The following is a 24,017-nucleotide window of genomic DNA, read 5'->3' as shown; positions in this document are numbered from 1 at the left end:
GTGCCCAGCCTAGGTAAGCACGATGTAAGCGTTGCGCTGCACGATCCCGGCATGTGGCCCTTCGACCAGGTGCACATATCGCCCACCGACCTGATCGATTGGCAAACAGTCATCAACATCCAGCACCGCATCGGTGTGGGCTTGAGCCCAATGCAGCAGGATCTGCCGCTTGCCTTTTGCCTTGGCCTCCCGCTTGTCCCTGGCCACGACCAACAGATAATGATGCGCTTCGCCGAAAGTCTGTGACTCGTAGCCACCCAGGTTGATGAAGTAAAGGCGAGGCGCATCCGGCAATGGCGCCAAGGTGCTGAATTCCACGCGCCAGCCCTCGACACCATCGATGGCCATCCACGCGTCGATGTGCATGCCTTTGGGGCTGCCAAACCAGCTGTCACGAAGCTCCGGGTAGGCTTGCTCCAGCGTGTCGGCCACGACGAAAGCGACGTCGTGCACTTCTATTTTTGCCCGAGGATGTTTACCGCCGAGCAGCACAACGAAAAGCATTCGATACCCCCATCACCGTGTTCATTACCAGACAAGCCGGCTCCGGCAACTTTATCACCAACCTCCAGGCCAGCGCCGCACGTGCGGGAGCCGTGCTGGCCGACTATTTGCGAACCGGGGGCCCAGGTCACTTTGTCAAAGATGACGGTGGTATAGGCGTTTACTGCAGGGTTGGTAGAAAGGGGATGGCTTGATAGGCCTGGCTTTCAGGGATACTGGCAACCTTTCGGGTGCCTGAGCCGCCAAGATATCAACAAATGCTTGACCAGGGAGAACGATCGTTCTACCGTAGCCACATGGATAAGCCAATGACCGATACACGCGAAAAGATTCTGGCTACTGCCGAGAAGCTGATTTACGAAAACGGGATTCACGCCACTGGCATGGACCTCCTCGTAAAGACCTCGGGTGTAGCACGTAAAAGTATTTATCGCTATTTTGCGACCAAGGACGATGTAGCGGCAGCTGCGCTGAATGCACGCGATGTACGCTGGATGCAGTGGTTTCGTGGTGAATGCGAAAAAGCGCAAACTCCACAACAACGTATCCTGGGCATTTTTGATGTGCTCAAGCGTTGGTTTGAGTCTGACGGTTTTCGCGGATGTGCTTTTATCAACACTGCCGGGGAGATTGGCGACGCAAACGATCCCATTCGACAGATCGCAAAGCTGCATAAACAAAAGCTGCTTGACTATACCCTCGAACTGACCAGCGATTTAGGCGTCACAGATCCGATTGTTCTGGCCAGGCAATTGTTCGTGCTTATAGAGGGCACGATAACCGTGGCCCGCATAATGGGCGACTATACCGCGCTCGATAGCGCGAAAGAAGTCGCCGACATTTTGCTCAAAAAAGAAGTACAGCGCACACGCGCTTGAAGTTGCACGAAATGCTAACTCCACTGAACGATCCACATGATTGGAGGCACCCTCATGCCCAACGAACAAGCTCGCCCGCCACTTCCGCCCTTCACTCGCGAATCAGCGATTGAAAAAGTCCGACTGGCTGAGGATGGTTGGAATTCCCGCGCTCCCGAAAAAGTTGCGCTCGCCTACACGCTGGATACCCAATGGCGTAACCGCGCCGAGTTTGCCACCAATCGCGAAGAGGCCCAGGCATTCCTCACTCGCAAGTGGAAGAAAGAGCTGGACTACCGGTTGATCAAAGAGCTCTGGGCCTTCACCGACAACCGCATCGCCGTCCGTTACGCCTACGAGTGGCACGACGATTCGGGTAACTGGTTCCGCTCCTATGGCAATGAAAACTGGGAATTCGAAGCGGATGGCTTGATGCACCGCCGGTTCGCCTGCATCAACGATATGCCTATCAAGGAAAGCGAGCGCAAGTTCCACTGGCCACTGGGTCGCCGACCAGACGATCACCCAGGCCTGACTGAACTGGGGCTGTAAGGCATGCTGGACCTGATGCTGTTTACGCAAAGGATCAGGTCTTACCGGGGCACGTACTCGGCACCTATCCGTTGAACCTGACAACATTGCAAAGCACCTTGATATCACTATAATTGCGATCAATTCTTATCCGCACTTATAATCAGGAAGATCCAGGTGCCCTACCCGCTGCCGCCCGCATCTCCCGGCAGGATGACATGCATGCCCTGTATCGCGACCACAGCCAATGGCTGCAGGGCTGGATTCGCCGGCGCCGCAAGTTCACCGTGGGCGGCAATGCCTACTGGCAAAGCTCGACGTTCTTCAAGCCAAGCGACGAGGACTGGTACGCAATCGATGACCCGGGATTCAAGTACAGCCCGACGATGTCGTGAACCTTTTCGAAAAACAACGGATCGGTGGAACGCTTGAAGGTTTTTTCCAGATGCGGCTTGATCCCGAACGCGTGCCAGATACGCATGACGCTGGCAGGAGAAAGGCCTGTCTCGCGGCTCATGCGGCGAGTACTCGAGTGGCTGGAATCGTCGGGCTTACCTTGGAATACCTGATTGACTACTTGCTGAACCTGCTCATCCGAGATCGTGCGTGGCGGGCCAGAGCGGGGTTCATCGTTCAAACCCAACAATCCCAATTCAGCGAAACGTTGCCGCCACCGCGATACGATCCTTGGTGGTACCCAAGCGCTGAGCAATGTCATTGCCAGAATCGCCGGCTGCACAAGCGCGGATTATTTCGGCCCGCAGACGTGCATCTTGGGCGCCTTTGCGGAGCTGGACACAGCGTAGCGGCTCCGCACTTTCAGTTTCAGATAGGGTAGTGACAGTCGCTGGTCGGCCCATGTCGATACACAACGCTTGAAGAGTAGGGCTCTACCGAGCTATGCCAAATTTTCAGTGGTATTTCTGAAACACCACACTAGCTTGTTCCATGCTGTGTTTGCGGCATTTCTTTGGCGCAGAAACTGGTAATTCTGCCAGTTGACCAACACCTCAACCGCGATGCAGATTCGGAGCTGGGACTTAAAAGGCATGTTTCCAAGCGGGGTCCGCAACCCCCATATCAAATACTAATCAAACCTTATGAATCACCACTTAAGGCTGTACCCTAAAAACAAAAGCATTTGAACCGCCAAATGAAAAACCAATACACCTCATCCTTTAGACCCCAAGAAGAACAGCCATGAAACCAGACTGCCGACATACTTCTCTCACCACATTTACCAACTATACCGTCTACGGCCATAGCAAACTGCCTTCTCAACGCACTTTCAAGATTGGCTTTAACGGAGCATTGCTCAATCCCCTGGCAAATTTATATCATTTGGGAAACGGTCATCGTGAGTACAGCCCTCTATTGATGAGATTTACCAGCCCAGATCGTTTCAGCCCTTTTGGAGCCGGCGGGGTAAACACGTACGCCTATTGCTCCGGAGATCCAGTCAACCGTGTCGACCCGACAGGAACGGTTAGCCTGTGGAGTAGAATCAAGGGCTTTTTTGGGGGGCGACCTAACCGGTCAGACATGGCGCATTCCAGGGTTAACGCCGAGCCTATAACTACCGTTAGTCCTGTGCCTAGTAGGCAAGAACAACAAAGGGGCGCCTTCAGATTTTTAACGGAAATAGAGCCCATATATCCAGATATATTTGACAACATAGTGAACAACCTATCGCCAGGGGACTTGCAAAATGCCGCCTCTATAAATCAAATCGACGTTTGGGCAGACAAACATTCCATGAGTAGGTATCTGGATTATTTCGACGCAATCTCCAAAGGGCAAAAAGTAGATTATAGAAACGACGGAAGGCTAAACAACACGGACGTATTCAACCTTCAATATCTGCAAGACCAATTGCAAAAAACCGAACTCCCCTTAAAAGGTTTCACCAGCTTCATTGATGAACCCCGGCATCAAGCACGATCTAAAGTCAAGGACTTGACAAAATACGCTGGATATATGCGCCGGTATTTGGAACTACCAAGCTCTAAGCAAAATTATCTTTTGGAAAGATTTTGAAAAGGCATTGAATGATGGCGCGAAAAGTTTAAATACGCGCACAGGCGCGGGCGCTGCCCGCCGGTCAAGAGTGGTAATCTTCGACCAACTTAGAGAGTCCGGGGCTCTGGATAGCAGGGCCTCGGAAACAGCCAGGATTAGTTCTTCCCTGCCTCTTCACGGATGCAGACTCATTCTACCTATCCAGGCTGCGCGGGCACCCTACCCATTGGTCATTCGGATGCAAACGACGGTCGCTCGTTAAACCATGCCACCGCACTGCGTGTTCGACGAAAAACCCAAGTCGTAGGTGATGGCCAGCTCTATCGCGCCCTCACCGCCAAGGTAATCGAAACTGCCATCGCGCATGTCGACAGTGATCTTGGCAGGCTTCCTGCATCCGACGCACAATCTGGGGCAGGCAATAGGGCCCCAGGTCTTCAAAGCACCCGACTAACAGTTCTCCGACACACTCGCCAGCATTGAAGCTTCGATTGAGCATTATCTGGAAACTTACAACCAGAGTCCGAAACCGTTTCGGTGGCATAACAAGGTAGAAGATATTCTCGCCTCAGTCGCTCGTACAGCACGAGCGCTGGGCAAGTGATTTTTCAGTGGTACTTCTGAAACACCACACTATTTGCCGCCGGGACAAGACTCAGCGCCCATGGGATCAAGCGCCGCCCGCGCGGCGCTTGATCCCAAAGGTGCTGAACAGCCTAAGGCGCTATCACTTCGTCCAGAGCCTGCTCAAGGGTGCTGACCGTACGCTCGATGTTGTGCAGCTTTTCGAGGCCGAACAGCCCGATGCGGAAGGTCTGGAAATCGGCCGGCTCATCACACTGCAACGGCACACCCGCCGCTATCTGCAGGCCATGCTCGACAAATTTCCTACCGCTCTTGATGTCGGCATCATCGGTGTAGCTGACCACCACGCCCGGGGCCTGGAAGCCGGCGGCGGCGACACTGTTGATGCCTTTGCCGGTCAACATGGCGCGCACCCGGTCGCCCAGCAGCTGTTGTTCGCTGCGCAGCTTGTCGAACCCGTAGGCCTGCATCTCGTTCATCACTTCGTTGAACCGTGCCAGAGAATCGCTGGGCATTGTGGCGTGGTAGGCATGCCCGCCCTGTTCATAGGCCTGCATGATCTGCAGCCACTTTTTCAGGTCGCAGGCAAAGCTGCTGCTTTGCGTATGCCCGATGCGCTCGACAGCCAAGGTACTGAGCATCACCAGGGCGCAGCAAGGGGATGCGCTCCAGCCTTTCTGGGGTGCGCTGATCAGCAGGTCGACTGCGCACTTGTGCATATCGACCCAGACGGTTCCCGAGGCGATGCAGTCGAGCACGAACAAGCCCCCCACCGCGTGCACGGCATCGCCGACAGCGCGCAGGTAAGCGTCGGGCAGGATGATCCCGGATGAGGTTTCAACGTGGGGGGCGAAGACAATTTGCGGCCGGTGCGCCTGAATGGCCGCCAGCACTTCGTCCAGCGGGGGTGGCGCGTAGGCAGCCTGGCGACCGCTTTCGACCGGCCGGGCTTTAAGTACGGTGGTGGCCGCCGGGATGTTGCCCGTTTCGAGGATCTGGCTCCAGCGATAGCTGAACCAGCCGTTGCGGATCACCAGGCATTGCTGGCCGGTGGCAAACTGCCGCGCCACCGCTTCCATGCCAAATGTACCGCTGCCCGGCACTACCGCAACAGCCTGGGCGTTGTAGACCTGTTTCAGGGTCGTGGAGATGTTCTTCATCACGCCTTGAAATGCCTGCGACATGTGGTTGAGCGAGCGGTCGGTGTAGACCACCGAGTACTCGACCAGCCCCTCAGGGTCAATACTGGGATAGAGCTTTGACATGGGTGACTCCTTGGCAGAGATGTCCGTGTTAAGGACCCTGCCCTAAGCTTGGGCAAATGACAAGATTGATCGGGGCTGGCTTTGGGGCGCATCAGGGCTGACGAGTGCTGGCCGCAAGAAATGCAGCGCCTATGAGACCGGGCGCCGCCCGCGCGGCGCTTCGCAGCACAAGGCTGCTCATTTGTTGCAACGTGGCCATGCCTGTAGAAGCGGCGTTGCCTGCCCTGGTCGCTTCAAGCACCGAGCGAATCCAGCACGGCCTGCAGCTTGCCCCGGGTGAATGGCGTGCAGGCCTGCATGGGCTCGCGCAGCTCGTCACTGATCAAGTCTTGCAGGTGCAAGGCCGCCTTGATCACCGCCGGATTGGGCTCGGCGAAGGCCAGCCTGATCCACGGCAGAATCTGATAGAACGTGCCGCGCGCGGCCAGCCAGTTGCCACCTTCGACCTGCTGCAGCATGCGTACATACAGGTCTGCGCGCACCTGCGCCGAAGCCGAAATGGCCCCTGCACCGCCCAGGCACAGGTTGTTGAAGATCTGCAGGTCTTCGCCAGCCAGCACCTGGGCGTGGCCGTCCTCGATCAGGGCCAGGGTGGTTTCGCTGTCGCCGCTGCAATCCTTGACGGCGGCAATGCGCGGGTGGCGCACGATACGGCGCAGGGTTTCCCGCTCGATGCGCACGCCGGTGCGGTAAGGGATGTCGTAGACGATCAGCGGTACGCTGGCGGCATCCGCCACCGTGTTGAAAAAGCCCTCGATGCCGGCCTGCGACGGGCGGATGTAGCACGGTGCGGGCACCAGCAGCCCGCCGATCTGGCGCTGCTGGATTTGCGCCTGGAAGGCCAGCAGTTCACCCAGGTTGTACCCCGACAGGCCCATCACCACCCTGCCCGGCTCCACCCAGGCCAGCACGGCATCCAGCACGGCCAGCTGCTCGGCCTTGGACAGCGCGGCCGCTTCCCCCGTGGTACCGCACACCACAAAACCGGAGACGCCGTCTTCGAGCAGCTTGTTCACCAGCTTTTCCAGCGCGACAAAGTCGACTTCATTGCCGCGCAATGGCGTGACCAAGGCGATCCAGATACCACGGAAATTCGACATGCAAAAACTCCTGATGTTGACCGATAGTCAGCGTCAGCAGGGCGAAGAGAGGAAGTGGTCTGGCAGGGATACCTGGCGCCTTCTGTCTCGTCAGCCCACCTGACGAGACAGCGCGCCTCGGTCAGATGAGCGGCTGTTTCTTGGATTTCTTGGCAACGGCAACACACGCGTCTGCCTGGGCGATAAAGCCCGAAGCGGAAATGGCGTGGTTGGTCATGGACATGCTGGAAAGCCCGTTGCGTGGGTATGGCTGGATAATGGTGGGGCGGTGTGCCCGGTGTCAACCTTCCAGTCAATCACCGCCACTCGCTATAGGGCTCCAGCGGTGTCACCGGCAGCGCCAGGTTGCCGCGCCACGGCTCGAACAGGTAGCGCAGGTAAAGCATGCCATGGCTGGGCGCATAGTCATCGCTGTGCTGCCAGTCGAAACCGCCGCCCAGCACCCAATGGTCACTCAGGCGCCGTTCGAACAGGCCGCGCAGGCGATAGCCCAAGCCGCTGCTGTCGCTGGCTTCAGTCATGGCGTCGAGGTTGGAGTCGACAGCATACTGCGCCAGCACCTTGCGGTTGAGGTGTACGTCCGGGTACAGCCGGCTGCTGGCACTGTGGGCCTGGGACCAGCTGACGGACCCTTCCAGCAACAGTGACCAGTCGTAGTTGCGCCAGGCATAGCTGACCGGCACACCCACCGAGGTATAGCGCTGCGGGCTGTAGTAGCCGCCCTGCCCCAGGCTGTAGCCGCCCAGGTCCTTGTCGTGGCGCCAGTGCATCAGCGTCAGGCCGACACGCACGCGCTCGTCGGCCTTTTCCACCACGCGGTGGTAATAACCGGCCATGGCCCGCGTGCGTTGGTTGTCAGCAACGTTTTGGCCGTACAGCCAATGGTGCCCAAGGCTGGCCCAGACCCCGTTGTCGCCGCCCTGGTCCCAGCTCAGGCCGAGCGTGGCGCCGTTGGCCGTGACCCCGCCCCAGCGCACACCTGTCGGGCGGTCACGGGCGCCGGCGAACGACAGCAGCGAGTTGCTCATGGGCCGCCGCGAAGCGGTCAGCGACCAGCCGACCTGGCCGAGGTCGCCGTTGAGCGTCGCGCCCCCCAGCCAGTTGTTGATCGCGTAGCCCTGGGTGGTGCCCAGGTCGAGCGCCCAACGGCTGCCCTGCCAACCCAGCGCCAGGACACTGCCGTCAGCGCTTTGCGAACCGCCCTCGCAGGCGGGCAGCGCCTTGCCGTCAGCGCTGCTGCCGACAAACTGGCAACTGCCGAAATCCGGGGTGTAGCGCCCCTGCGCGTTCTGCTCGAACGCGCCCGCATCCATGCCGATGCGCTCGACCCGCGCAAAGGCGGTGCCGTCCTGCCAGGGGGTATCCACATGCAGCAAGGTCGAGTGGGTGCTCAGTTGCGACGTGCCCGGAGTACCGTCATCCTCGCGCCAGCCGTAGTCGTGCATCAGGGTCACGTGGGTGTTGCGCTGGCGGTACAACGCATCCACATCACTGCGCAGGCTGCGCGCCAGCCAGTCGTCGCTGGCTTGCTCGCGGCTGGCAAGCGTCAGTGCCTGGTCATCCCGCGGCGCTGCGCCAGCACGATCCAGCAGCTGTGCATCGGCCATCGCTGCGGCATACAGGTCCAGCGCCCGCTGCGGGTCGGTCTGCGCTACCAGGCGCGCTGCATCGCGTCGCAGCAGTGGGTCGGGGCGAGGCGACTGCGCGGCAAGCTGATCAAGCTGCCTGGCCGCCTGGTCGTGTTCGCCCAGGGCAACCCAGACCGCTGCCAGGCGCCGCTGGCCGTTGTTGTCATCGGCGGCCAACCGGGGCACCTGCACCCCCAGCATGTGCCGGGCCTGTGCCAGGTTGCCTTCGGCCACCGCGCTTTCGATCACCCCAAGACGCGCTTCGGGTCGCCCGGGTTGCACGGCAAGCACTCGCCAGTAATAGTCGCGCGCCTTCCCTGGTTCCCCGCGCGCGGCTGCCCAGTCGGCCAACAGCATCAGGTCGTCGGGGCCGCCCTCACCCCGCGCCAGGCCGGCTTCGAGCAGGGTTGTGGCCTCGGCACCGCGGCCCTGTGCCTGCAACTGCTGCGCCGAGGCCAGGGTCAGGCGCCGCTGGATACGCTGCTGCAGCGCGTGCATGTCAGCGTTCCAGGCTGCCGGCGGCACCGCCGCGAGGCTATCGAGGGCCAGGGCATCGCGGTCGCTGGACTCCAGGAACAGGCCATGGGCGTAGCGCGTGGCCGGGTCGCCAGGCTGCTGCCGGACCAGCCTGGCGAAAGCCGCATCGGCCTCGGCGCTGCGCCCCTGCTGACGCAGGCTGTTGGCCAACTGGTAGACCAGCCAGGGCTCATCGGGGGCCAAGCTCGCAGCCTGGGCCAGGGCCTGGCTGGCGGTGGCCCAGTCTTCGCGCTGCAAGGCTGCTTCCCCTTGCTGCCTCAACCGCGCGAGCTGCAGGTTGCGACGCAGGCTGGCGAACTGCACTTGCTGGCGTGGTGGCAGGCTGTCCAGGTACGCCTGCGCCTTGTCGGGTGACTGTGCCTGGTACACGCGCATCAAGCCGCGCACGGCGCTTTCGTTGTCCGGCGCCATGCGCCGTACCTGCAGGAACTGCCGCTCGGCGGCAGCGGCGTTGCCCTCGGCCAGCGCAACATCCGCCAGGCCCAGGAATGCGTATTCATCCTTTGGCCGCTGCTGACGCGCCTGCAGGTAAAACGCGCGTGCGCCGGGCAAGTCCTGCGCCTGCAATGCCCGCTCGCCCTTGTTCAGCAGTGCCCAGTACTGGCTGGACGACTCCAGGTCCTTCCACTGGCTGATCGAATAGGTGTCCTGCTCCTTCGCGCTGGCCGCGCGGAACGCTGCATGGGCGTCTTCATAGCGGCCCTGACGCATCAGCGCGTAACCTAGTGCACCGTGCAGGCTGGCGTCATCCGGGTACTGGCGCAGCGCCCGGCGCAGCTGCGCTTCGGCTTCGGCGTTGCGTCCCTTGTCGACCAACGCCTTGCCGCGCTGGCCCGCCTGCCAAGCCGGGTCGGCCAGCAACGTGCGCTGCTGTTGCAGGGTCTGGCCGGCCTGCGCCAGCAGTGGCGAGGCCGGGTAGCGCTGGAGGAAGGCTTGCCAGGCCGCTGCGCTGGCAGTGCTGACCGACTGCCCAGCCAGGTAGTCGAACTCGCGCTGGGCAGCAGCATCCCGCGCGTTGGGGTCGCGGGCCAGCTCATCGAGCAGGGCCAGCGCTTCGCGGTCACGCTTTTCGGCAAACAGCCAGCCGGCCAGGGTCTGGCGCAACCCGGCGTTGCCGGGATACTGGCGGTCCAGTTGCTGCAACTGCCTGATCGCCGCCGGGCGCTGGCCTGGCAGGTTGCCGCGCACCCGCCAGTAGTCCAGCGCCAGCTCCAGGCTGGGTGGTTCGCCTGCGAACAACTGCTCGTACGCTGCCAGCGCCTCTGCGTTGCGCCCGGTAACGGCCAGCAGCCGCGCTTGCTGCAAGCGCCGCGCCGCTTCGGGCTGCTGCAGCTGGAGCAGGCGTGTGGCCTGGCGAGCCTGCAGGCTGCCGGGCGCCAAGGCGCTGAGCCTGGCCTGTAACTGTTCAGCCTGGGCGCTGTTCTTTTCGCGTAGCGCCAGGCCCAAGGCCGCCAGCAGCACATCGGGGTTGCGCGGTTCCAGCAACTGCAGGCGGCCGAGCGCATCGCGCACCAGGTCGTCACGGTGCAGCGCTTCGCCGCGGCGAACCTGCTCCAGCAGCCACTGGCGCTGCTCGCTGGCATCCTTCGGTTGGCCGAGGGCCTGGCAGCTGATCGCCGCCAGCATCAGCACGCCGATTACTCGCTGCATGACGGGCTCCAGGCGGGCAACAGGCGGCCGTCGGCGGCAAAGCGATAACGGCCTTGGTCATAGCCCTGGCCGAACAGCGCCAGCACCTGGCTGTAGTAGGCCTTGGGCTCGACCGGTTGTTCGGCCAGGCGCTGGCGCTGCTGCGCCAACGCCGCCGCGTGCTCGGGCGACGCTGCCAGCAGTGGCAGCAACGCTGCCGAAAAGCCCGCCGGGCCATGCCCGGTGGCGGCGCCGCTGCGCGCATCCACGCGCTCGGGTGGGCGCCCCTGACTGTGGGTCAATGCCGCCATCGGCGCATAGTGGGCCAGCAGCTCGGTCCGCTGCGCCGCGTCCTCGGCCAGCATGCCGACCCACAGGTACACGCGGATAGCGTCATAGTCACCGGCGTTGCCGTGTTGCGGGTCGGATGCCGGTTCACCGGTCGGGGTCCACAACAGCCAGTCCGGGGCAAAGCCTTTGGGTGAAGAAGCCAGCCACACACGTCGACTGTTGGCCGCCAGCTCGCCCCACAACGGGTCCACCAGGCTGAAGCGGTCGAGCAGTTGCAGCGGCAGATAGCTCGGGTTCAGGCGGCTGCCGCTGGCATCCTCGAAGCCGTAGTCACCCGGCAACAGCATCACGCCCAGGCCCGGTAGTTTTCGTACGGTCTGCGCGGCGATGCGCCACAACAGCCGCTGCCCCAGTTGCGCATAGGCCGGTTCGTCCCATAACCGCCCGGCTTCGAGCAGGCTGTAGGCAATCCACAGGTCGGCGTCACTGGCATTGTTGGTGTCCAGCACCTGCCACTGGCGCTGGCCATTGCGCCCCCACAACCAGGCCGGCAGATGCCGGGCCAGGTCGCCCTCGGCCAGGTTGTTGCTGGTCCAGCGCAGCAGCTTGGCGAAGCCCGGACGGTCATTGCCGACCAGGGCAAAGAACAGCGCGTAGCTCTGCCCTTCCGAAGTGCTGATCAGGCGCGCATCACTCGGGTCGATGACCCGGCCATCCACGCTCACCAGTTCGGCCTTGAAGTGCTCCCAGGCAGGCCACGAGCAGGCCGCCCCGGCATTGGCGAAAACAGGCAGGCCCAGGGCGACCAGCCCTGTCAGCAATGGTCGCATCATCAGGCCGCCTCACCCAACCGACGTCGGCCAGCCCAACGCAGTGCCCGCCACAGCAGGAAGGCGAACAGCACCACACTCACGGCAGCGATCGCCGCCAGCAGCACCGGGTGCTCGGACAAGTGGAACCACAACAACAGCCACCAGGGCAAGGCGCCGACAAAATAGTGCTCGCCAACGAACTGGCTGGTCACGCCGCTGCTGCGCACCAGGCTCACCGAACCGGCCACGGCGTCGAGCTTGCCGACGTCGCCAAGCACATCACGCAACAACGCATAGTCGCTGTCGCTGCTGGCCAGCAGTGCAACCACGCTGCGCTGTGGGTGGAATGGCGACTGCAAGCCGGTGATGGCGGCGATCGGCGCCTGCGCACTCACCGCCACGCGGCTGCTGGCAGGAACGCCTGCGGTATCGAAACGATGGCTGCCAGGCAACCCGGTGCTGCGGCCTTGCAGCAGCCAGTCACGCTGGGCGCTGAGCAGCAGGCCGAGGTTGGGCGCGTCACTCAGGGCCTGCGGCAGGTGGCCGATCAGCAGCAAGTCGGCATCGGCCGCTGCCGCCTGTTGCCAGTCATCTGCAAGCTTCAGGCCCAGTGCCGGGTAACCGATCTGCCCGGCCAGGCCGGCCACTGTGTCGAGCAAGGTGCCCACCTGCATTGGCGTGGGCTTGGCCGGCACCATGACCAGGGTTTCGGAAAGGTCGGCCATGCGGCTGAACGGGAAGCCGCTGCGGGCGAATGCGCGCAGGTCGGGCATGGCGATGTAGTGGTGGTAACCGGACAGGTCGATGGTCGAGTTTTCATCGATCGCCGCACGCACGTCCACCGGCAGCGAGGTCTGGCAACGATCGCGCTGGGCGCTGCCCAGGGTGCTGGCGAAGCTGAAGTCGAAGCGCAGGCGGTTGCGGTCGCCGATCTTCAACGCCGGGACCAGCGACTTTTCGGTCAGTGCCGTGTTGTCACCCGACAGCACTGCCAGGCGCATTTCCTCCAGCGTGCCACCGCGCCGGTCATTGCCCACCAGCGGCATGCTGGTGATGTACTGGTCGTTGACGCTGATGCTCAGGCGCGATTCGTCGGTCACTGCCGGTGCCGTGTAGCGATACAAGGTACGCAGTGGAATGCCCTGGTTACGCCAGACGAAAAGGTCTGGCGGCAAGTTCAGTTGCAGCGTCACCGGGTGCGGCTGCAGGCCGCTGACCTGCAACTGCCCAGGGTAGTCGAGCAGCTCGGCGAAACGTACCGGCCGGTCGGTGCGCGTCCAGTTCGGTGCGTCGTAGGGCTGGCGCGGTTGCAGCGCGGCCATCTGCTCCACTTGCACTCGGGCACCGCGGAACAGGTTGTTGCCCACCGCCAGCGCCGAGGCTGCCTCGACCAGGTCTTCGTCGTTGCGGCCCAGCACCAGCAGCACTTTGCTGAAGCGGTCGTCGGGGTGGTCGATCAGCTGCAACACCGGGCCGTCGACTGGAGGGAACTGCTGCAGGTCGGCAAGGAAGCCCGGGCGCCGGTCATTGCTGGCAAACACGATACTGGGCGTGGGTTGCTCGCCACGGGCCGGCAGGCGGTTGTACAGCACCGGGAAAGTTGCCTTGCGCCAACCGGCCTGGCTGCCGAAATAGGACACCAGGATCGCTGCGGCGCGCTGCTGCTCCAGGCTCGGCGAGCCACTGAACACCACTGGAAGCACAACCTTGCCGGTGTCGCGCGGGTCGAAGAACGGCAGCGGGAAATACGCCAGGTCGTTGTCCAGCGCCAGTGCCTGTTCATGCAGCTGCACCTGGCTCTTGCGGTTCAGGTTCAGCCACAGGCCGCTGTGCGCCGGGTCTTCGCAAATGTCGGTGTAATGCCCGACGAACTCCAGGCGCACCCGGTTGAAGTCGCTGAGCAGCTTGGGGTCCAGCGGCAGCTGGCGGCGTACGCGCTGGCCGAGCTGGTCTTTTTCCACCGGCACCACCCCCATCAGCTCGTCATTCAGGTAGACGCGCAGGTGCGACAGGTTCGGCAACAGGGCTGGTGAGGGTGTGTAGTCCAGCTGCAAGGTGGCATCGGTGGCCAGGCGGTCGCGACGCACGCCAAACTCGATCTGCTCGCTGTTGCGCACCCCCAACAGCAGGCTGTCGGACGCATGCCCGAGCTGCTCGAAGGTTTTCGCAACCGGCCAGTTCGGTACCGTGGGTACACCTGGCTCGGCAAGCGGCGCTGCGCTGGCAGCAACAGCGGGCTGGGACAAGGCGGCGCACAGCGCCAGCGCCAGGCCCCAGGTACGCGAGGGATAACGAGTCATCATGCGTCTCGGTCAACAAGGTTCATGGAAAGGACAGGCGCGGGTGTACGTGGCCTGTAGCTGGCCAGCCAGTGCCCCAGGCTGCGCAGCGGGCGTAGCCATGCACGCGCCCAGGGCGGCATGTGTTCGATCAGGCGCAGGTAGCCGACCCCGCCCAGCTTGAGCACATCGACCAGGCTGCGCAGCGGTCGGTCGACCTCATGCTGCGCGCCCCAGCCAAGCCAGGCATCGGCCCGGGCAAAGGTGCAGTGCACCAGGTCGATGCGCTGTTGCGGGCTGAGGTCGTGGAACACCAGGCCCGCGTGCTGCCCGACGGTACGGGTGACACAGGCCTGGAAGGCAAACTCGCGCTGGCCGCGGTTAAGCAGCAGCCGCACCCGCTCCCCGGGTTTCAGCACCAGGCCCGGGTGCAACTGCAGGCCCACGCCGCCATCGGAATAGTCGACCAGGGTGCAGGGGAAGGCATGCCCAGTGCCCAATACCAGCGCCGCCGGCAGCTGCATCTGTACCCGGTGAGCGCGGCGCACCTGGCGCACTTCGGCGGCCACGGCGACTGCGGCGCCGATGATCAGCAGGTTGTAGACCACCCACAGCGAGCTGACGATCACCGTGCCGATTTCTGCCGACGGGCCAGTGAACAGGCGCCACACGGCAAAACCCAGGCCGGCCACGTTGAGCACCGCGAGCCACAGGTAAGGCTGGGCGATACGCCAGTCGAACTGTTCCTGCTCCATCAGGCCGCCCTTGGCAGTAACGTTGAACGTGCCCTTCTTCGGCGCGAACAGCGCCACCGTGGTGGGGCGTGCGATGTACCAGGCCAGCACGGTCTCGTACACCTCGCCCCAGAAAGTCTGCCGGTATTTACCCTGCATGCGCGAGTTGGTCAGGCTGGCGTGGATCATGTGCGGCAGCACGTACAGCAGGATCATCAGCGCCGGTGCGTAGATGATGTAGGCATGCAGCAACAGGAACGCCAGCGGCGCCGTGAGGAACACCAGCCGCGGCAGGCCGGCCAGGAAGTGCAGCATCGCGTTGGCATAGCACACCCGCTGGAACAGGCTCAGCCCACGCCCGAACAGCGGGTTGTCGGTGCGGAATATCTGCACCATGCCGCGGGCCCAGCGAATACGCTGGCCAATGTGCGCCGACAGGCTCTCGGTAGCCAGGCCGGCCGCCTGCGGCAGGCTCAGGTAGGCCGACGACCACCCCTGACGGTGCATGCGCAAAGCGGTATGGGCATCTTCGGTGACAGTCTCGACGGCGAAGCCGCCGATGCTCTCCAGCGCGGTACGCCGGAGCACCGCACACGAACCGCAGAAAAACGCCGCGTTCCACATGTCGTTGCCGTCCTGGATCAGCCCGTAGAACAGCTCCCCTTCGTTGGGGCGACGGCGGAACGAGCCCAGGTTGCGCTCGAACGGGTCGGGCGAGAAGAAGTGGTGTGGCGTCTGCACCAGCGCCAGCTTCGGGTCCTTGAGAAACCAGCCCACCGTCATCTGCAGGAAGGAACGCACCGGCACATGGTCACAGTCGAAGATGGCAATCAGCTCGCTGTCCGTCACGCCCAGCGCGTGGTTGAGGTTGCCGGCCTTGGCGTGCCTGCTGTCTGGCCGCACGATATAGCCCACCCCGACCTCGTCGGCGAACGCGCGAAAGGCTTCGCGGCGGCCATCGTCAAGAATGTAGATGCGCAGGCATTCACGTGGCCAGTCCAGGCCCAGGGCCGCCAGCACCGTGGTGCGTACCACCGACAAGTCTTCGTTGTAGGTGGGGATCATCAGGTCCACCGTCGGCCAATGCTGCGGGTTGGCCGGCAGGCTCGCCGGCTTGCGCTGCAACGGCCAGCTGGTCTGGATGTAGCCCAGGATCAGCACGAACCATGAGTAGGTCTCGGCCGCCAGCAGGATCACCCCGCACACCAGGTCGGTGCTGTCGTTCCAGTTCAGGGTCGCGGTGTAGCGCCACCACAGATAGCGGCAGGAGATGATGGTCGACAGCACGATCAGCATCAATGTCGGGAAGCGGCCCGGCATGTGCCGCACCAGCATGGCGATGCCCAGCAACAGGCAGATGAACACCAGTTGCGCCAGGTAGCCGAAGGGCTCGGTCACGCACAGCAAGGCCAGGCTGACGGCGCACAATGTCAGCACGCCGTAGAACGCCCGGCGGGCGAGCACGCTGAGGTTGCGCAGGCGTACCGACGCGCCGTGCCTGAAGGCACTGGCACGGTAACGTGCGGGGACTTGCTGCAGGCTGGCAATCAGCAGGCTCCGGCAGTGGTTTGCCGCTTGCCGCATGCGCCACAGTTGCGCCCGCAAGGCGCCCAGAGCGCGGCGTGCGGCGCCAGGCTGGCGTGGCTGCGGCTGACGCCGCAGCAGCAGCCACAGGCTTTGAATCAGCAGCCGCAGCGGGTCGCCCAGGCTCGGGCGCTTGCCCGCCAGCTGCGGGTACAGTCGCTTGCGCTCAGCCAGCAGCGCCTGCCAGGCGGGCGATTCCAGACGCAGGAACAGATACGCCAGCCACACCCCAAGGGTGAACAGCCAGGCGACCGCTCGGCGCGCGCCGCGGGCATTGAACCAGGCGTAGGCCGACAATGGCGTCAATGTCACGACTGGCGCCTCGTCAGGCAACGCACCGCCAGGCTCTGCACATCCCGGCAGGCCAGGCTCTGCGGCGCGTAATGGCCCAGCGGGGCCTTGCACGCCAAGGCTTCGAGAAACGCCTCGTCGCGGTGCACCACCTGCAGCGGCAGGCGATCACGGAACAGGTCGCGCCAAACCATCAGCAAGTCGCTTTGCAAGCGGCTGGCGGGGTCGTAGCGGTTGACCAGCAACAGGTCATAGTGCTCGACCGGTCGCCGCCCAAGCAGCAGGTGGCTGGCCATTTCAGCTTCGGCGACCAGCACACGCACATCGGTTTTGACCCCGCCAGCGCCATCGCCCGGCAACTGCGGCAGGTCGAACAGCACCCAGTCGAAATGCCCGGCCAGCTCTGCCTGGCGCACGCGCCATGCATCCGCGTCCAGCACAGGCGGCGGCGCGCCAGCAGACAGATTGCCGAACGGCAACAGGCACAGGCCGTCGAGCACCTGGTACACGGCGTCGCCGAACGGCCGCCCTTGCCGCTCGGCCAGCGCCCAGCCTTCACACGTGTCGAGGGGCAGGTTGAAGTGCAGACCCAGCAGGTTGCTGGGGCACAGGTCGACCAGCAGCACCCGCTCCCCCACGCCATGCAGCGCATAGCCCAATGCGGCCAGCAACGCGCTGCGGCCCAGGCCGCCGCGTACACCGTGCAATGCCAGGCTGGTCATGACGACACCGCCTCACGCGGCGGCGCCGCTGCGTACAGTGTGCCCTGGGCGCCGGCGCGGCAGCTTTCACCGAGTAACGGCCAGCGCTGCAGGGCCTGCTGAACACCCACCAACAGGGAGATATCCTGGTAGTTCAGGTCGGGCATGCCCAGGTGCTGGCGCAGCTGGGCGATGTCGTCGCTACGCTCGGAGGGGTCTGCTGTGCCAGTGATCATGGGCGCTCCTTGGGAATGGGCTGCCAGTCGGCGTGGCCTTGCAGGCGCATGTAGGCGCGCCCCTGGTAGTTCACAACCTGTGCGCCGGAGGTTTCGGCGACCTGCTCGGTGGCCGGCAGGTCGCTCAGCAGGCTGGGCACATCCAGCGCCTGCTGCTGCCCCAGGCCCGCATACACCCGCGAGATCAGTTCGGACAACGCCAGGTAGCTGGTGGGCGCCGTCACCCGCAGCGGCTCGCTGCGGGCAGGCTGCCCCATGCCGATGAACTTCAGCCCCACCGGTACATGGGTAATCGATGGTGTGGGGATCTCGCGCATGCCCGACAGCTGCATGCGGTCCCCGTGCAGCGCAGCGCCGTGCTCCGGCACAATCGCCACCACCACCCGCCGGCCACTGCGCTCCAGTTCATCGAGGAAGCTGCCCAGCTCGCCGAACAGCCGATTGGCCCGGGTGGCGTAATCGGCCACGCGGGTGCCGCCGTCGGCGGTAACGATGCGGTTGCCGTCGTGCAGGCTGATGCTGTTGTAGAACAGCGACACATGCTCGGCCGAAGCCCCCTTGCGCTGCCCCCACCAACGGCGCAGCACGTCCAGGTCGCTGGCGATGGGCGAGCCGTCGAAGCCGACCAGTGCCCGCGGGAAGTCGGTGTTGCGCAGGCCCGGTTGTGGCATGTTCTGCTGGCTGATGTCGCCGATGAAGTTGTCGAAACGGCCGCTGTGGTTGAGCAAGGTATTGCTCTGGAAACCAAGCTTGGCCAGGTTCTCGAACAGCAGGCACTGCTCGGCTGCGGGCTGGTACAGGCCGGCATGGGTCGACTGGCCACAGCTGGCACGCAGCACGCGGATCGCGGCGGGCCCGCTGTAGGACGTGGCCGAATTGAACTGGTCGAATACCACGTCCAGGCGCGAGAACAACGGGTTGTCCCGCAGCCCGACCGCTGACAGGTCATCCCAGGCCAGCGAGCAGATATTGATCACCAGCAAGTCGAAGGGCTGTTCATCGGCCTTGATCGCCGGGAACGCCGTCACCCGCTCCCGCTCACTGGCGAAGAAGCGCTCAAGCCAGTTGTCGAGGCTGGCATTGTCGGCCACTGCCCCGCCCTGTACCTGGTCGGCGGCGCTGGCAACCTCGGCGCCTGGCGCCGGGCCCGCGCTGAACCCCAGCGACGGCAAGCCGCCGACAGCCAGCCACGCCAGCCCTAGCAGGCTCAAGGTACTCAGGCGCAGCCAGTGACGCAGGTACAGGTAACCCACCAGCAACAACGCCAGTGCGCCCATCAGGTTCCAGTTGACGAAGCGGCCGATCAGCTCCAGCAAGTACTCCCAGGAGAAATCGAGCACCCCCGGCTGCGCCAGCAGGCGGCTGAACGGCGGCAACCAAGTGTCCTGATAGAACAACGCAATACCGATGGGCACGGCCGCCAATTGCCGGGCAACACGCAGCCACTTGCCCGCCAGGGGGATCAGCAGAAACGCGGCAAACAGCAGGTTGGGCAATGCCTGGAAGTCGAGCATGCCGAGGCTGACCAGCAGGAACTTGGCCAGGAAATAGAAGTTCCACCCTCCCAGTCCAGGCCATCGGGCCAGCACCGGGAGGGAGGCTGAAGTATTAGTCATTGCGGGGTTCCTGGCGTGCGGCGCGGTGGCGCACGCCCAGCGGTTTCAGGTAACGGGGGGACAGGCGACGGCGCAGCCAGCGGCGCACTGCCCGCTGCAGGCGCAGCACCAGCAGGGCCAGGGCCAACGTGACCAATGCGCTGATGCCCGACACCTGCAACAGTTGTGCAATGTTCACGCTGCACCCCACTTGCCCAGGCCGACCCGACGTGGCAGCAGGGCTGGCCGTGCCTGTGCAGGCAGCTGCGCCGCATCGTCGCGCGGTGGCCGTGGCAAGCGCTCATCGAGAAACGCCGGGGTGGCCAGGCTGTCGATGCCGGCCAGCACCTCCTGGCTGATGAACAGCTCTTTGCACGACAACTGGAAGATGTGGTCAAGCGCCTGTTCGACGCCTTCGGAGCGGCAGGCAAACAGGAACAGGAACAGCACTTCACCGACCACGCAGGCGATATCGCCATCACGGCGGAATACGGCGCGCGAGCAGGCCTGCAGCGGGCTCAGGCCCGGGGCCGGGCGCAGCACCAGCAGCTGGTGGACGATCTCGCCGTTTCGCACGCCGTGCCACATGCTCTGCACGGCTTCGGCAAATGCGCGTGGCGCGACCAGCCCGCAAATGGCCAACGGCCGCAAGCGTGCCAGCAAGGCGTCAAAGTCGCCGGGCAAGCGCCGGCGCCAGACGTAGCCCTGGATGCTCTCGACCATGGTCAGGAAGCGCGAAAGGCTGGCACCAAACGGCACGATCTGGCTGGCGCCGCAGCCCAGCAGCAGCTGTTCGTCCTGATAGCGCAGGGTGGGCGCCATTTCGCGCACCACCAGCTTCAGGGCATTGCCGCGCAGCTGGCGTAACCGGTGCAACTGCCGCGCCAGGCTATCCAGCCGTTGACCGGCGTCCATGGCGAAGATCACCGTGGCGGAAACCGCCCGGCTGGCCTTGGCACCAAGGTCGTCAGGGCCTTCACACACCACCCAGTGTTCGGAGAAGGCCGGTGCACCTTCCAGTACCGCGCGCTGGGCCAGGTACTGCAATTCGTCGCCACCGGTATCTGCGGCTGCCTGCGGCGCCTGGGCAGCGGCAAAGCCTGCCTGAAGGCGCGCCAGTTCCACGTCGCGGGTACCCGCTTTGCCCAGCAGGTTGCTCCAGAAATGCTGCAAGTAGCGCACGCCGCCTTTGCCGCGATACAGCTGCGCCAGGCCGTCGACACCTTGGTTGAATGCGCGCAGGTGCGCCACCAGACTGGCGCCCTGCCCACTGCTGATGACCAGCAACAGCGCACCTTCGGCCAGCAACGCCGGGCGCAGGGCATTGCACCAGAGCTCGACGTCGTCGCCTGCCCAGGTGCCAGCCGGCGCCATCAGCACCAGCACGCGCTCGCCCGCATCCAGGCGGGGCAGGTCCTGTGCCAGGTTGCAGATGGCCTGCGGGGTAGATTCATACAGCGCCAGCTCGGCCGGGCCACTGGCTGAGTCGAGCACCGCCAGCACGTCGCCCAAGGTTTGCGCATCGGCAATCAAGGCGCCGCGTGCACTATCGGGCATGCCTTCGATTACCTGGCGGCAGAGCAAAATGGCGTCTTCGGCGGCATCGCAAGCTAACCAATACAGTCCTTGTTGATGAAGCTGGCTGCTTTCGGCGCCTAAGCCGGGGATAGCCAACAACGGCATTCCATTCGTCAAAACACTGGCTCTGCAAAAAAAATAAATCGGATTTCTGGGGAATGTGACACAAACACCGTTGTCGCCTTAATGACTCACGTCAATAAAACGGCAAAAGGAGGTTGTTACCAGGGAAGCCGTCAATTCTACAGCACCAGCGACTGTTTATGACAAAGTAAATGTAAGCAATTGCAAAGGTATGTAAGGGCGGGCCTCTCTTCGCCCTACGACAGCGCCGCACCCGCAAACCAGAGGAGGGTCAAGCCAGCCAGAATGCCTGCCTGCAACGCATCATTCCACGCCTGATCACGGCACCCTGAAACCAGCTGGCCAGCCCCGTCTGCAGGCGAATACTGCGATGTGCTGTATGGTTACCTGCTAAGCGAATGCAGATTTCCCGGAGACAAGCATGCTTCGTATCTTTGAACAACGGCTCGATCCCTTCCCCCCTGACGAAGCGCCACCGCCACCGGTTGGCCTGATGCGTTTCCTGTGGGCCTGCACCCGGGGCGCCCGTGGCTACATCCTGGCGCTTGCCTTGCTCAGTGCCGGCGTGTCGATCTACGAAGCCTGGCTGTTTGCCTTTCTCGGCCAGGTGGTCGACCTGCTGTCGGCCTGGCAGGCGGGTGGCGCAGCAAGCGCCCAGGAAAGCAGCGCACTGTGGGGCATTGGCATCGTGCTGCTGGTCAGCATCGGCCTGGTGGCGTTGCGCACCATGGTTCAGCACCAGGTCCTCGCGATCAACCTGCCGCTGCGCCTGCGTTGGGACTTTCACCGGCTGATGTTGCGCCAGAGCCTGTCGTTCTTCTCCGACGAATTTTCTGGCCGGGTCACCACCAAGGTGATGCAGACGGCGCTGGCGGTGCGCGAAGTGCTGTTCACCGTCATCGAAATCCTGCCCGGTATTGGCGTGTATTTCATTGCCATCATTGCCCTGGCCGGTGGCTTCGCCCTGAAGCTGATGTTGCCGTTCATTGCCTGGCTCCTGCTGTTCGGGCTGGCCATGCTGTATTTCGTGCCACGCCTGGGCAAGGTCGGCCAGGAACAAGCCAATGCCAGATCGTCGATGACCGGGCGGGTGTCCGACGCCTATACCAACATCACCACGGTAAAGCTGTTCTCCCATTCCAAGCGCGAAGCGCACTTTGCCCGCGCTGCCATGGAAGACTTCAAGCAGACCGGTTTTCGCCAGATGCGCCTGGTCAGCCAGTTCGAGATCGTCAACCAGGCGCTGGTGGTGGGTTTGATCTTTGGCGCGGGCGGTTACGCCCTGTGGCTGTGGCACCAGGGCCAGGTCGGCACCGGAGCCGTGGCGGCGATTACGGCCATGGCCTTGCGCATCAACGGCATGTCGCACTGGATCATGTGGCAGATGACCTCGCTGTTCGAAAACATCGGTACCGTGCAGGACGGCATGGCCACCCTCACCCGCGGGCCCAAGGTGCAGGATGCGCCAGGTGCCGGTGAGCTGGTGACACGCGGTGGCGCGGTGACTTTCGACAAGGTCGGCTTCAACTACAACGGCGAGCGGCAGGTGCTCAACGATCTGAGCCTGCACATCCGCCCAGGTGAAAAAGTCGGGCTGGTCGGCCGCTCCGGGGCGGGCAAGTCCACCTTGATCAACCTGCTGCTGCGCTTCTACGACGTTGACAGTGGTGAAATCCTCATCGACGGGCAGAACGTGGCCAAGGTCACCCAGGACAGCCTGCGCAGCGCCATCGGCATGGTCACCCAGGACACCTCGCTGCTGCACCGCTCGATTCGCGACAACATTGCCTATGGCCGTCCCGATGCGACCGAGGCGCAGATCCGTGCCGCTGCTGCCAATGCCCAGGCCGATGGTTTCATCAGCCAGCTCAGCGACCGCCAAGGCCACAGCGGTTACGACACCTTGGTGGGTGAGCGCGGCATCAAGCTCTCCGGCGGCCAGCGCCAGCGCATCGCCATTGCCCGGGTGATGTTGAAGAACGCGCCGATCCTGCTGCTGGACGAAGCCACCAGTGCGCTGGACTCGGAGGTGGAAGTGGCGATTCAGGAAAGCCTGGATGAAATGATGCAGGGCAAGACTGTCATCGCCATCGCTCACCGGTTGTCTACCATCGCGGCCATGGACCGGCTGATCGTGATGGATGAAGGGCGCATCATCGAGCAAGGCACCCACGCCGAGTTGCTGGCAAAAAACGGCACCTACGCGCGGCTGTGGCAGCACCAGAGTGGCGGGTTCCTGGGTGAGGACCAGGGTGTGGCCGAGGCAGTGGAATAGGCCTTGGCGCTGCTGGCGCTCAGTCCAGAACCGGCCGCAGCAACGCCTGAGCCTCATACAAGGGCGGCAGATAGCGCAAGCGTATTTCATCAACACTCAACCGCGATGCGTGGGTGGTGATGGTCAGCGTGGCTTTCAGCCGCCCGGCCCGGTCCAGTAGCGGCACACCCAGCACGCGCATGCCGATTTCGTACTCCTGGTCAACGATACAGAAGCCCTGCCCCTTGATCCGCTGCAAATCTGCCTCCAGCTGCAGCCGGTCAGTCTGGGTGTAAGGCGTCAAGGCGCGCAGCGAGTTACGCGCAAAGTAGCCATCCCGCTCACCTTCATCCAGCCAGGCCAGCCAGATGCGCCCACTGGCGGTGCAATGCATCGGCACCCGCGAACCAGGCCTGATCGACAACGAAGCCACATGGCTGTAGCGGCTGCGCACCAGGTGGATGATTTCGTCACCATCGCGGGTGCCCACCGACACGTGTTCCTGGGTCTGCCGTGCCACCTGCTCGACAATCGGCCGCAGCATGCGCGGCAGTTGCGCCGAGTCCACATAGGCCTGGCCGATGCGCAGGGCCTTGGGCGTCAGCCAGTATTCGCGGCTGTCGGTTTCGGCAAAACCTTCGTGCACCAGCGTCAACAGAAAGCGCCGTGCGGCACTTGGGGTAAGGCCTGACAACCTGGCGGCCAGCGGCACGCTGAGGCGCGGCTGCTCGACGCTGAACAGCTGCATCAGCGCCAGGCCTTTTTGCAAGCCGGCGATGAGATCACGAGGGTGGATTTCTGGAATGGTCACGGAATCGGCTCACAATCAGGATGCGAAAACGGCGATTAATTCGATAATCGCTACATAGATGCGATTATCGCATTAACTGCCACTCCCGCGCATTGTTGCACACGCGCTGCTG

General features: G+C 63.4%; 18 protein-coding genes and 2 pseudogenes. 6 read left to right on the top strand and 14 right to left on the bottom strand.

Annotated features, from left to right (window positions below; genetic code table 11):
• Positions 1–9: 9 nt before the first annotated feature.
• Complete coding sequence (locus HP547_RS02665; RefSeq protein ID WP_172285442.1) at positions 10–504, bottom strand: DUF1543 domain-containing protein; 495 nt, start codon at positions 502–504, stop codon at positions 10–12.
• A 308-nt stretch (positions 505–812) separates the two neighbouring features.
• Between HP547_RS02665 and HP547_RS02660 the strand changes: the two genes are divergently transcribed.
• The 3 genes from HP547_RS02660 to HP547_RS29440 all read left to right on the top strand — a co-directional run bounded on the left by HP547_RS02660 (position 813) and on the right by HP547_RS29440 (position 2,287).
• Positions 813–1,382 carry a TetR/AcrR family transcriptional regulator gene (locus tag HP547_RS02660; RefSeq protein WP_218583458.1) on the top strand — a complete coding sequence of 190 codons (570 nt, stop codon included), beginning with the start codon at positions 813–815 and terminating at the stop codon, positions 1,380–1,382.
• A gap of 54 nt (positions 1,383–1,436) precedes the next feature.
• Positions 1,437–1,913 carry a nuclear transport factor 2 family protein gene (locus HP547_RS02655; protein WP_172225656.1) on the top strand — a complete coding sequence of 159 codons (477 nt, stop codon included), beginning with the start codon at positions 1,437–1,439 and terminating at the stop codon, positions 1,911–1,913.
• A gap of 197 nt (positions 1,914–2,110) precedes the next feature.
• Positions 2,111–2,287 (top strand): hypothetical protein, encoded by a 177-nt coding sequence (locus HP547_RS29440; protein ID WP_256676239.1) that lies wholly within the window; start codon positions 2,111–2,113, stop codon positions 2,285–2,287.
• Here HP547_RS29440 and HP547_RS02645 read toward each other — a convergent pair.
• A pseudogene (locus HP547_RS02645) lies at positions 2,257–2,752 on the bottom strand (helix-turn-helix domain-containing protein); the annotation flags it as partial. The gene HP547_RS29440 and the pseudogene HP547_RS02645 overlap by 31 nt on opposite strands.
• Before the next feature lie 340 nt (positions 2,753–3,092).
• Between HP547_RS02645 and HP547_RS02640 the strand changes: the two are divergent.
• Positions 3,093–3,929, top strand: coding sequence for an RHS repeat-associated core domain-containing protein (locus HP547_RS02640; protein ID WP_172285441.1), 837 nt, complete (start codon positions 3,093–3,095; stop codon positions 3,927–3,929).
• A 460-nt stretch (positions 3,930–4,389) separates the two neighbouring features.
• Positions 4,390–4,515, top strand: a pseudogene (locus HP547_RS29435) (IS630 family transposase); the annotation flags it as partial.
• 112 nt (positions 4,516–4,627) lie between these two features.
• On the opposite strand, the gene HP547_RS02630 reads toward HP547_RS29435, so the two are convergent.
• The 11 genes from HP547_RS02630 to HP547_RS02580 form a co-directional block, all read right to left on the bottom strand.
• Entirely contained in the window at positions 4,628–5,761 is a 1,134-nt protein-coding gene (locus tag HP547_RS02630; RefSeq protein ID WP_172285440.1) for an aminotransferase class V-fold PLP-dependent enzyme, read from the bottom strand.
• Between the two features lie 233 nt (positions 5,762–5,994).
• Positions 5,995–6,861: a 4-hydroxy-tetrahydrodipicolinate synthase gene (gene dapA / locus HP547_RS02625; RefSeq protein ID WP_172225648.1), complete on the bottom strand. Its 867-nt coding sequence runs from the start codon at positions 6,859–6,861 to the stop codon at positions 5,995–5,997.
• A gap of 296 nt (positions 6,862–7,157) precedes the next feature.
• On the bottom strand, positions 7,158–10,676 hold the full coding sequence (gene bcsC, locus HP547_RS02620) for a cellulose synthase complex outer membrane protein BcsC (protein WP_172285439.1): 3,519 nt from the start codon (positions 10,674–10,676) through the stop codon (positions 7,158–7,160).
• Positions 10,664–11,779 (bottom strand): cellulose synthase complex periplasmic endoglucanase BcsZ, encoded by a 1,116-nt coding sequence (gene bcsZ / locus HP547_RS02615; RefSeq protein ID WP_172285438.1) that lies wholly within the window; start codon positions 11,777–11,779, stop codon positions 10,664–10,666. The genes bcsC and bcsZ overlap by 13 nt, the downstream gene beginning before the upstream one ends.
• Positions 11,779–14,061 carry a cellulose biosynthesis cyclic di-GMP-binding regulatory protein BcsB gene (bcsB, locus tag HP547_RS02610; RefSeq protein ID WP_172285437.1) on the bottom strand — a complete coding sequence of 761 codons (2,283 nt, stop codon included), beginning with the start codon at positions 14,059–14,061 and terminating at the stop codon, positions 11,779–11,781. The genes bcsZ and bcsB overlap by 1 nt, the downstream gene beginning before the upstream one ends.
• Positions 14,058–16,667, bottom strand: coding sequence for a UDP-forming cellulose synthase catalytic subunit (gene bcsA / locus HP547_RS02605; protein WP_172285436.1), 2,610 nt, complete (start codon positions 16,665–16,667; stop codon positions 14,058–14,060). The genes bcsB and bcsA overlap by 4 nt, the downstream gene beginning before the upstream one ends.
• Positions 16,664–17,368, bottom strand: coding sequence for a cellulose biosynthesis protein BcsQ (gene bcsQ, locus HP547_RS02600; RefSeq protein WP_172285435.1), 705 nt, complete (start codon positions 17,366–17,368; stop codon positions 16,664–16,666). The genes bcsA and bcsQ overlap by 4 nt, the downstream gene beginning before the upstream one ends.
• The gene (bcsR, locus tag HP547_RS02595) at positions 17,365–17,583 is read right to left on the bottom strand and encodes a cellulose biosynthesis protein BcsR (RefSeq protein ID WP_172228245.1); all 219 of its coding nucleotides are present in this window, start codon (positions 17,581–17,583) and stop codon (positions 17,365–17,367) included. Before bcsR ends, bcsQ begins: the two co-directional genes overlap by 4 nt.
• Positions 17,580–19,199, bottom strand: coding sequence for a cellulose biosynthesis protein BcsG (gene bcsG / locus HP547_RS02590; RefSeq protein WP_172285434.1), 1,620 nt, complete (start codon positions 19,197–19,199; stop codon positions 17,580–17,582). The genes bcsR and bcsG overlap by 4 nt, the downstream gene beginning before the upstream one ends.
• Positions 19,192–19,377, bottom strand: coding sequence for a cellulose biosynthesis protein BcsF (gene bcsF / locus HP547_RS02585; RefSeq protein ID WP_172285433.1), 186 nt, complete (start codon positions 19,375–19,377; stop codon positions 19,192–19,194). The genes bcsG and bcsF overlap by 8 nt, the downstream gene beginning before the upstream one ends.
• On the bottom strand, positions 19,374–20,861 hold the full coding sequence (locus HP547_RS02580) for a BcsE family c-di-GMP-binding protein (protein WP_172285432.1): 1,488 nt from the start codon (positions 20,859–20,861) through the stop codon (positions 19,374–19,376). The genes bcsF and HP547_RS02580 overlap by 4 nt, the downstream gene beginning before the upstream one ends.
• A 400-nt stretch (positions 20,862–21,261) precedes the next feature.
• On the opposite strand from HP547_RS02580, the gene HP547_RS02575 reads away from it, so the two are divergent.
• A complete protein-coding gene (locus HP547_RS02575; protein WP_172285431.1) occupies positions 21,262–23,115 on the top strand; it encodes an ABC transporter ATP-binding protein in 1,854 nt (617 codons plus the stop codon).
• Positions 23,116–23,134: 19 nt separating this feature from the next.
• On the opposite strand, the gene HP547_RS02570 is transcribed toward HP547_RS02575, so the two are convergent.
• A complete protein-coding gene (locus HP547_RS02570; RefSeq protein ID WP_172285430.1) occupies positions 23,135–23,905 on the bottom strand; it encodes an IclR family transcriptional regulator C-terminal domain-containing protein in 771 nt (256 codons plus the stop codon).
• Between the last annotated feature and the right edge of the window lie 112 nt (positions 23,906–24,017).

It is taken from the genome of Pseudomonas sp. CM27, assembly GCF_013179515.1.
Taxonomy (GTDB): Bacteria; Pseudomonadota; Gammaproteobacteria; order Pseudomonadales; family Pseudomonadaceae; genus Aquipseudomonas.
The sequence above is the reverse complement of the archived record's forward strand: the minus strand, read 5'-3'. Positions and strand labels throughout refer to the sequence as shown.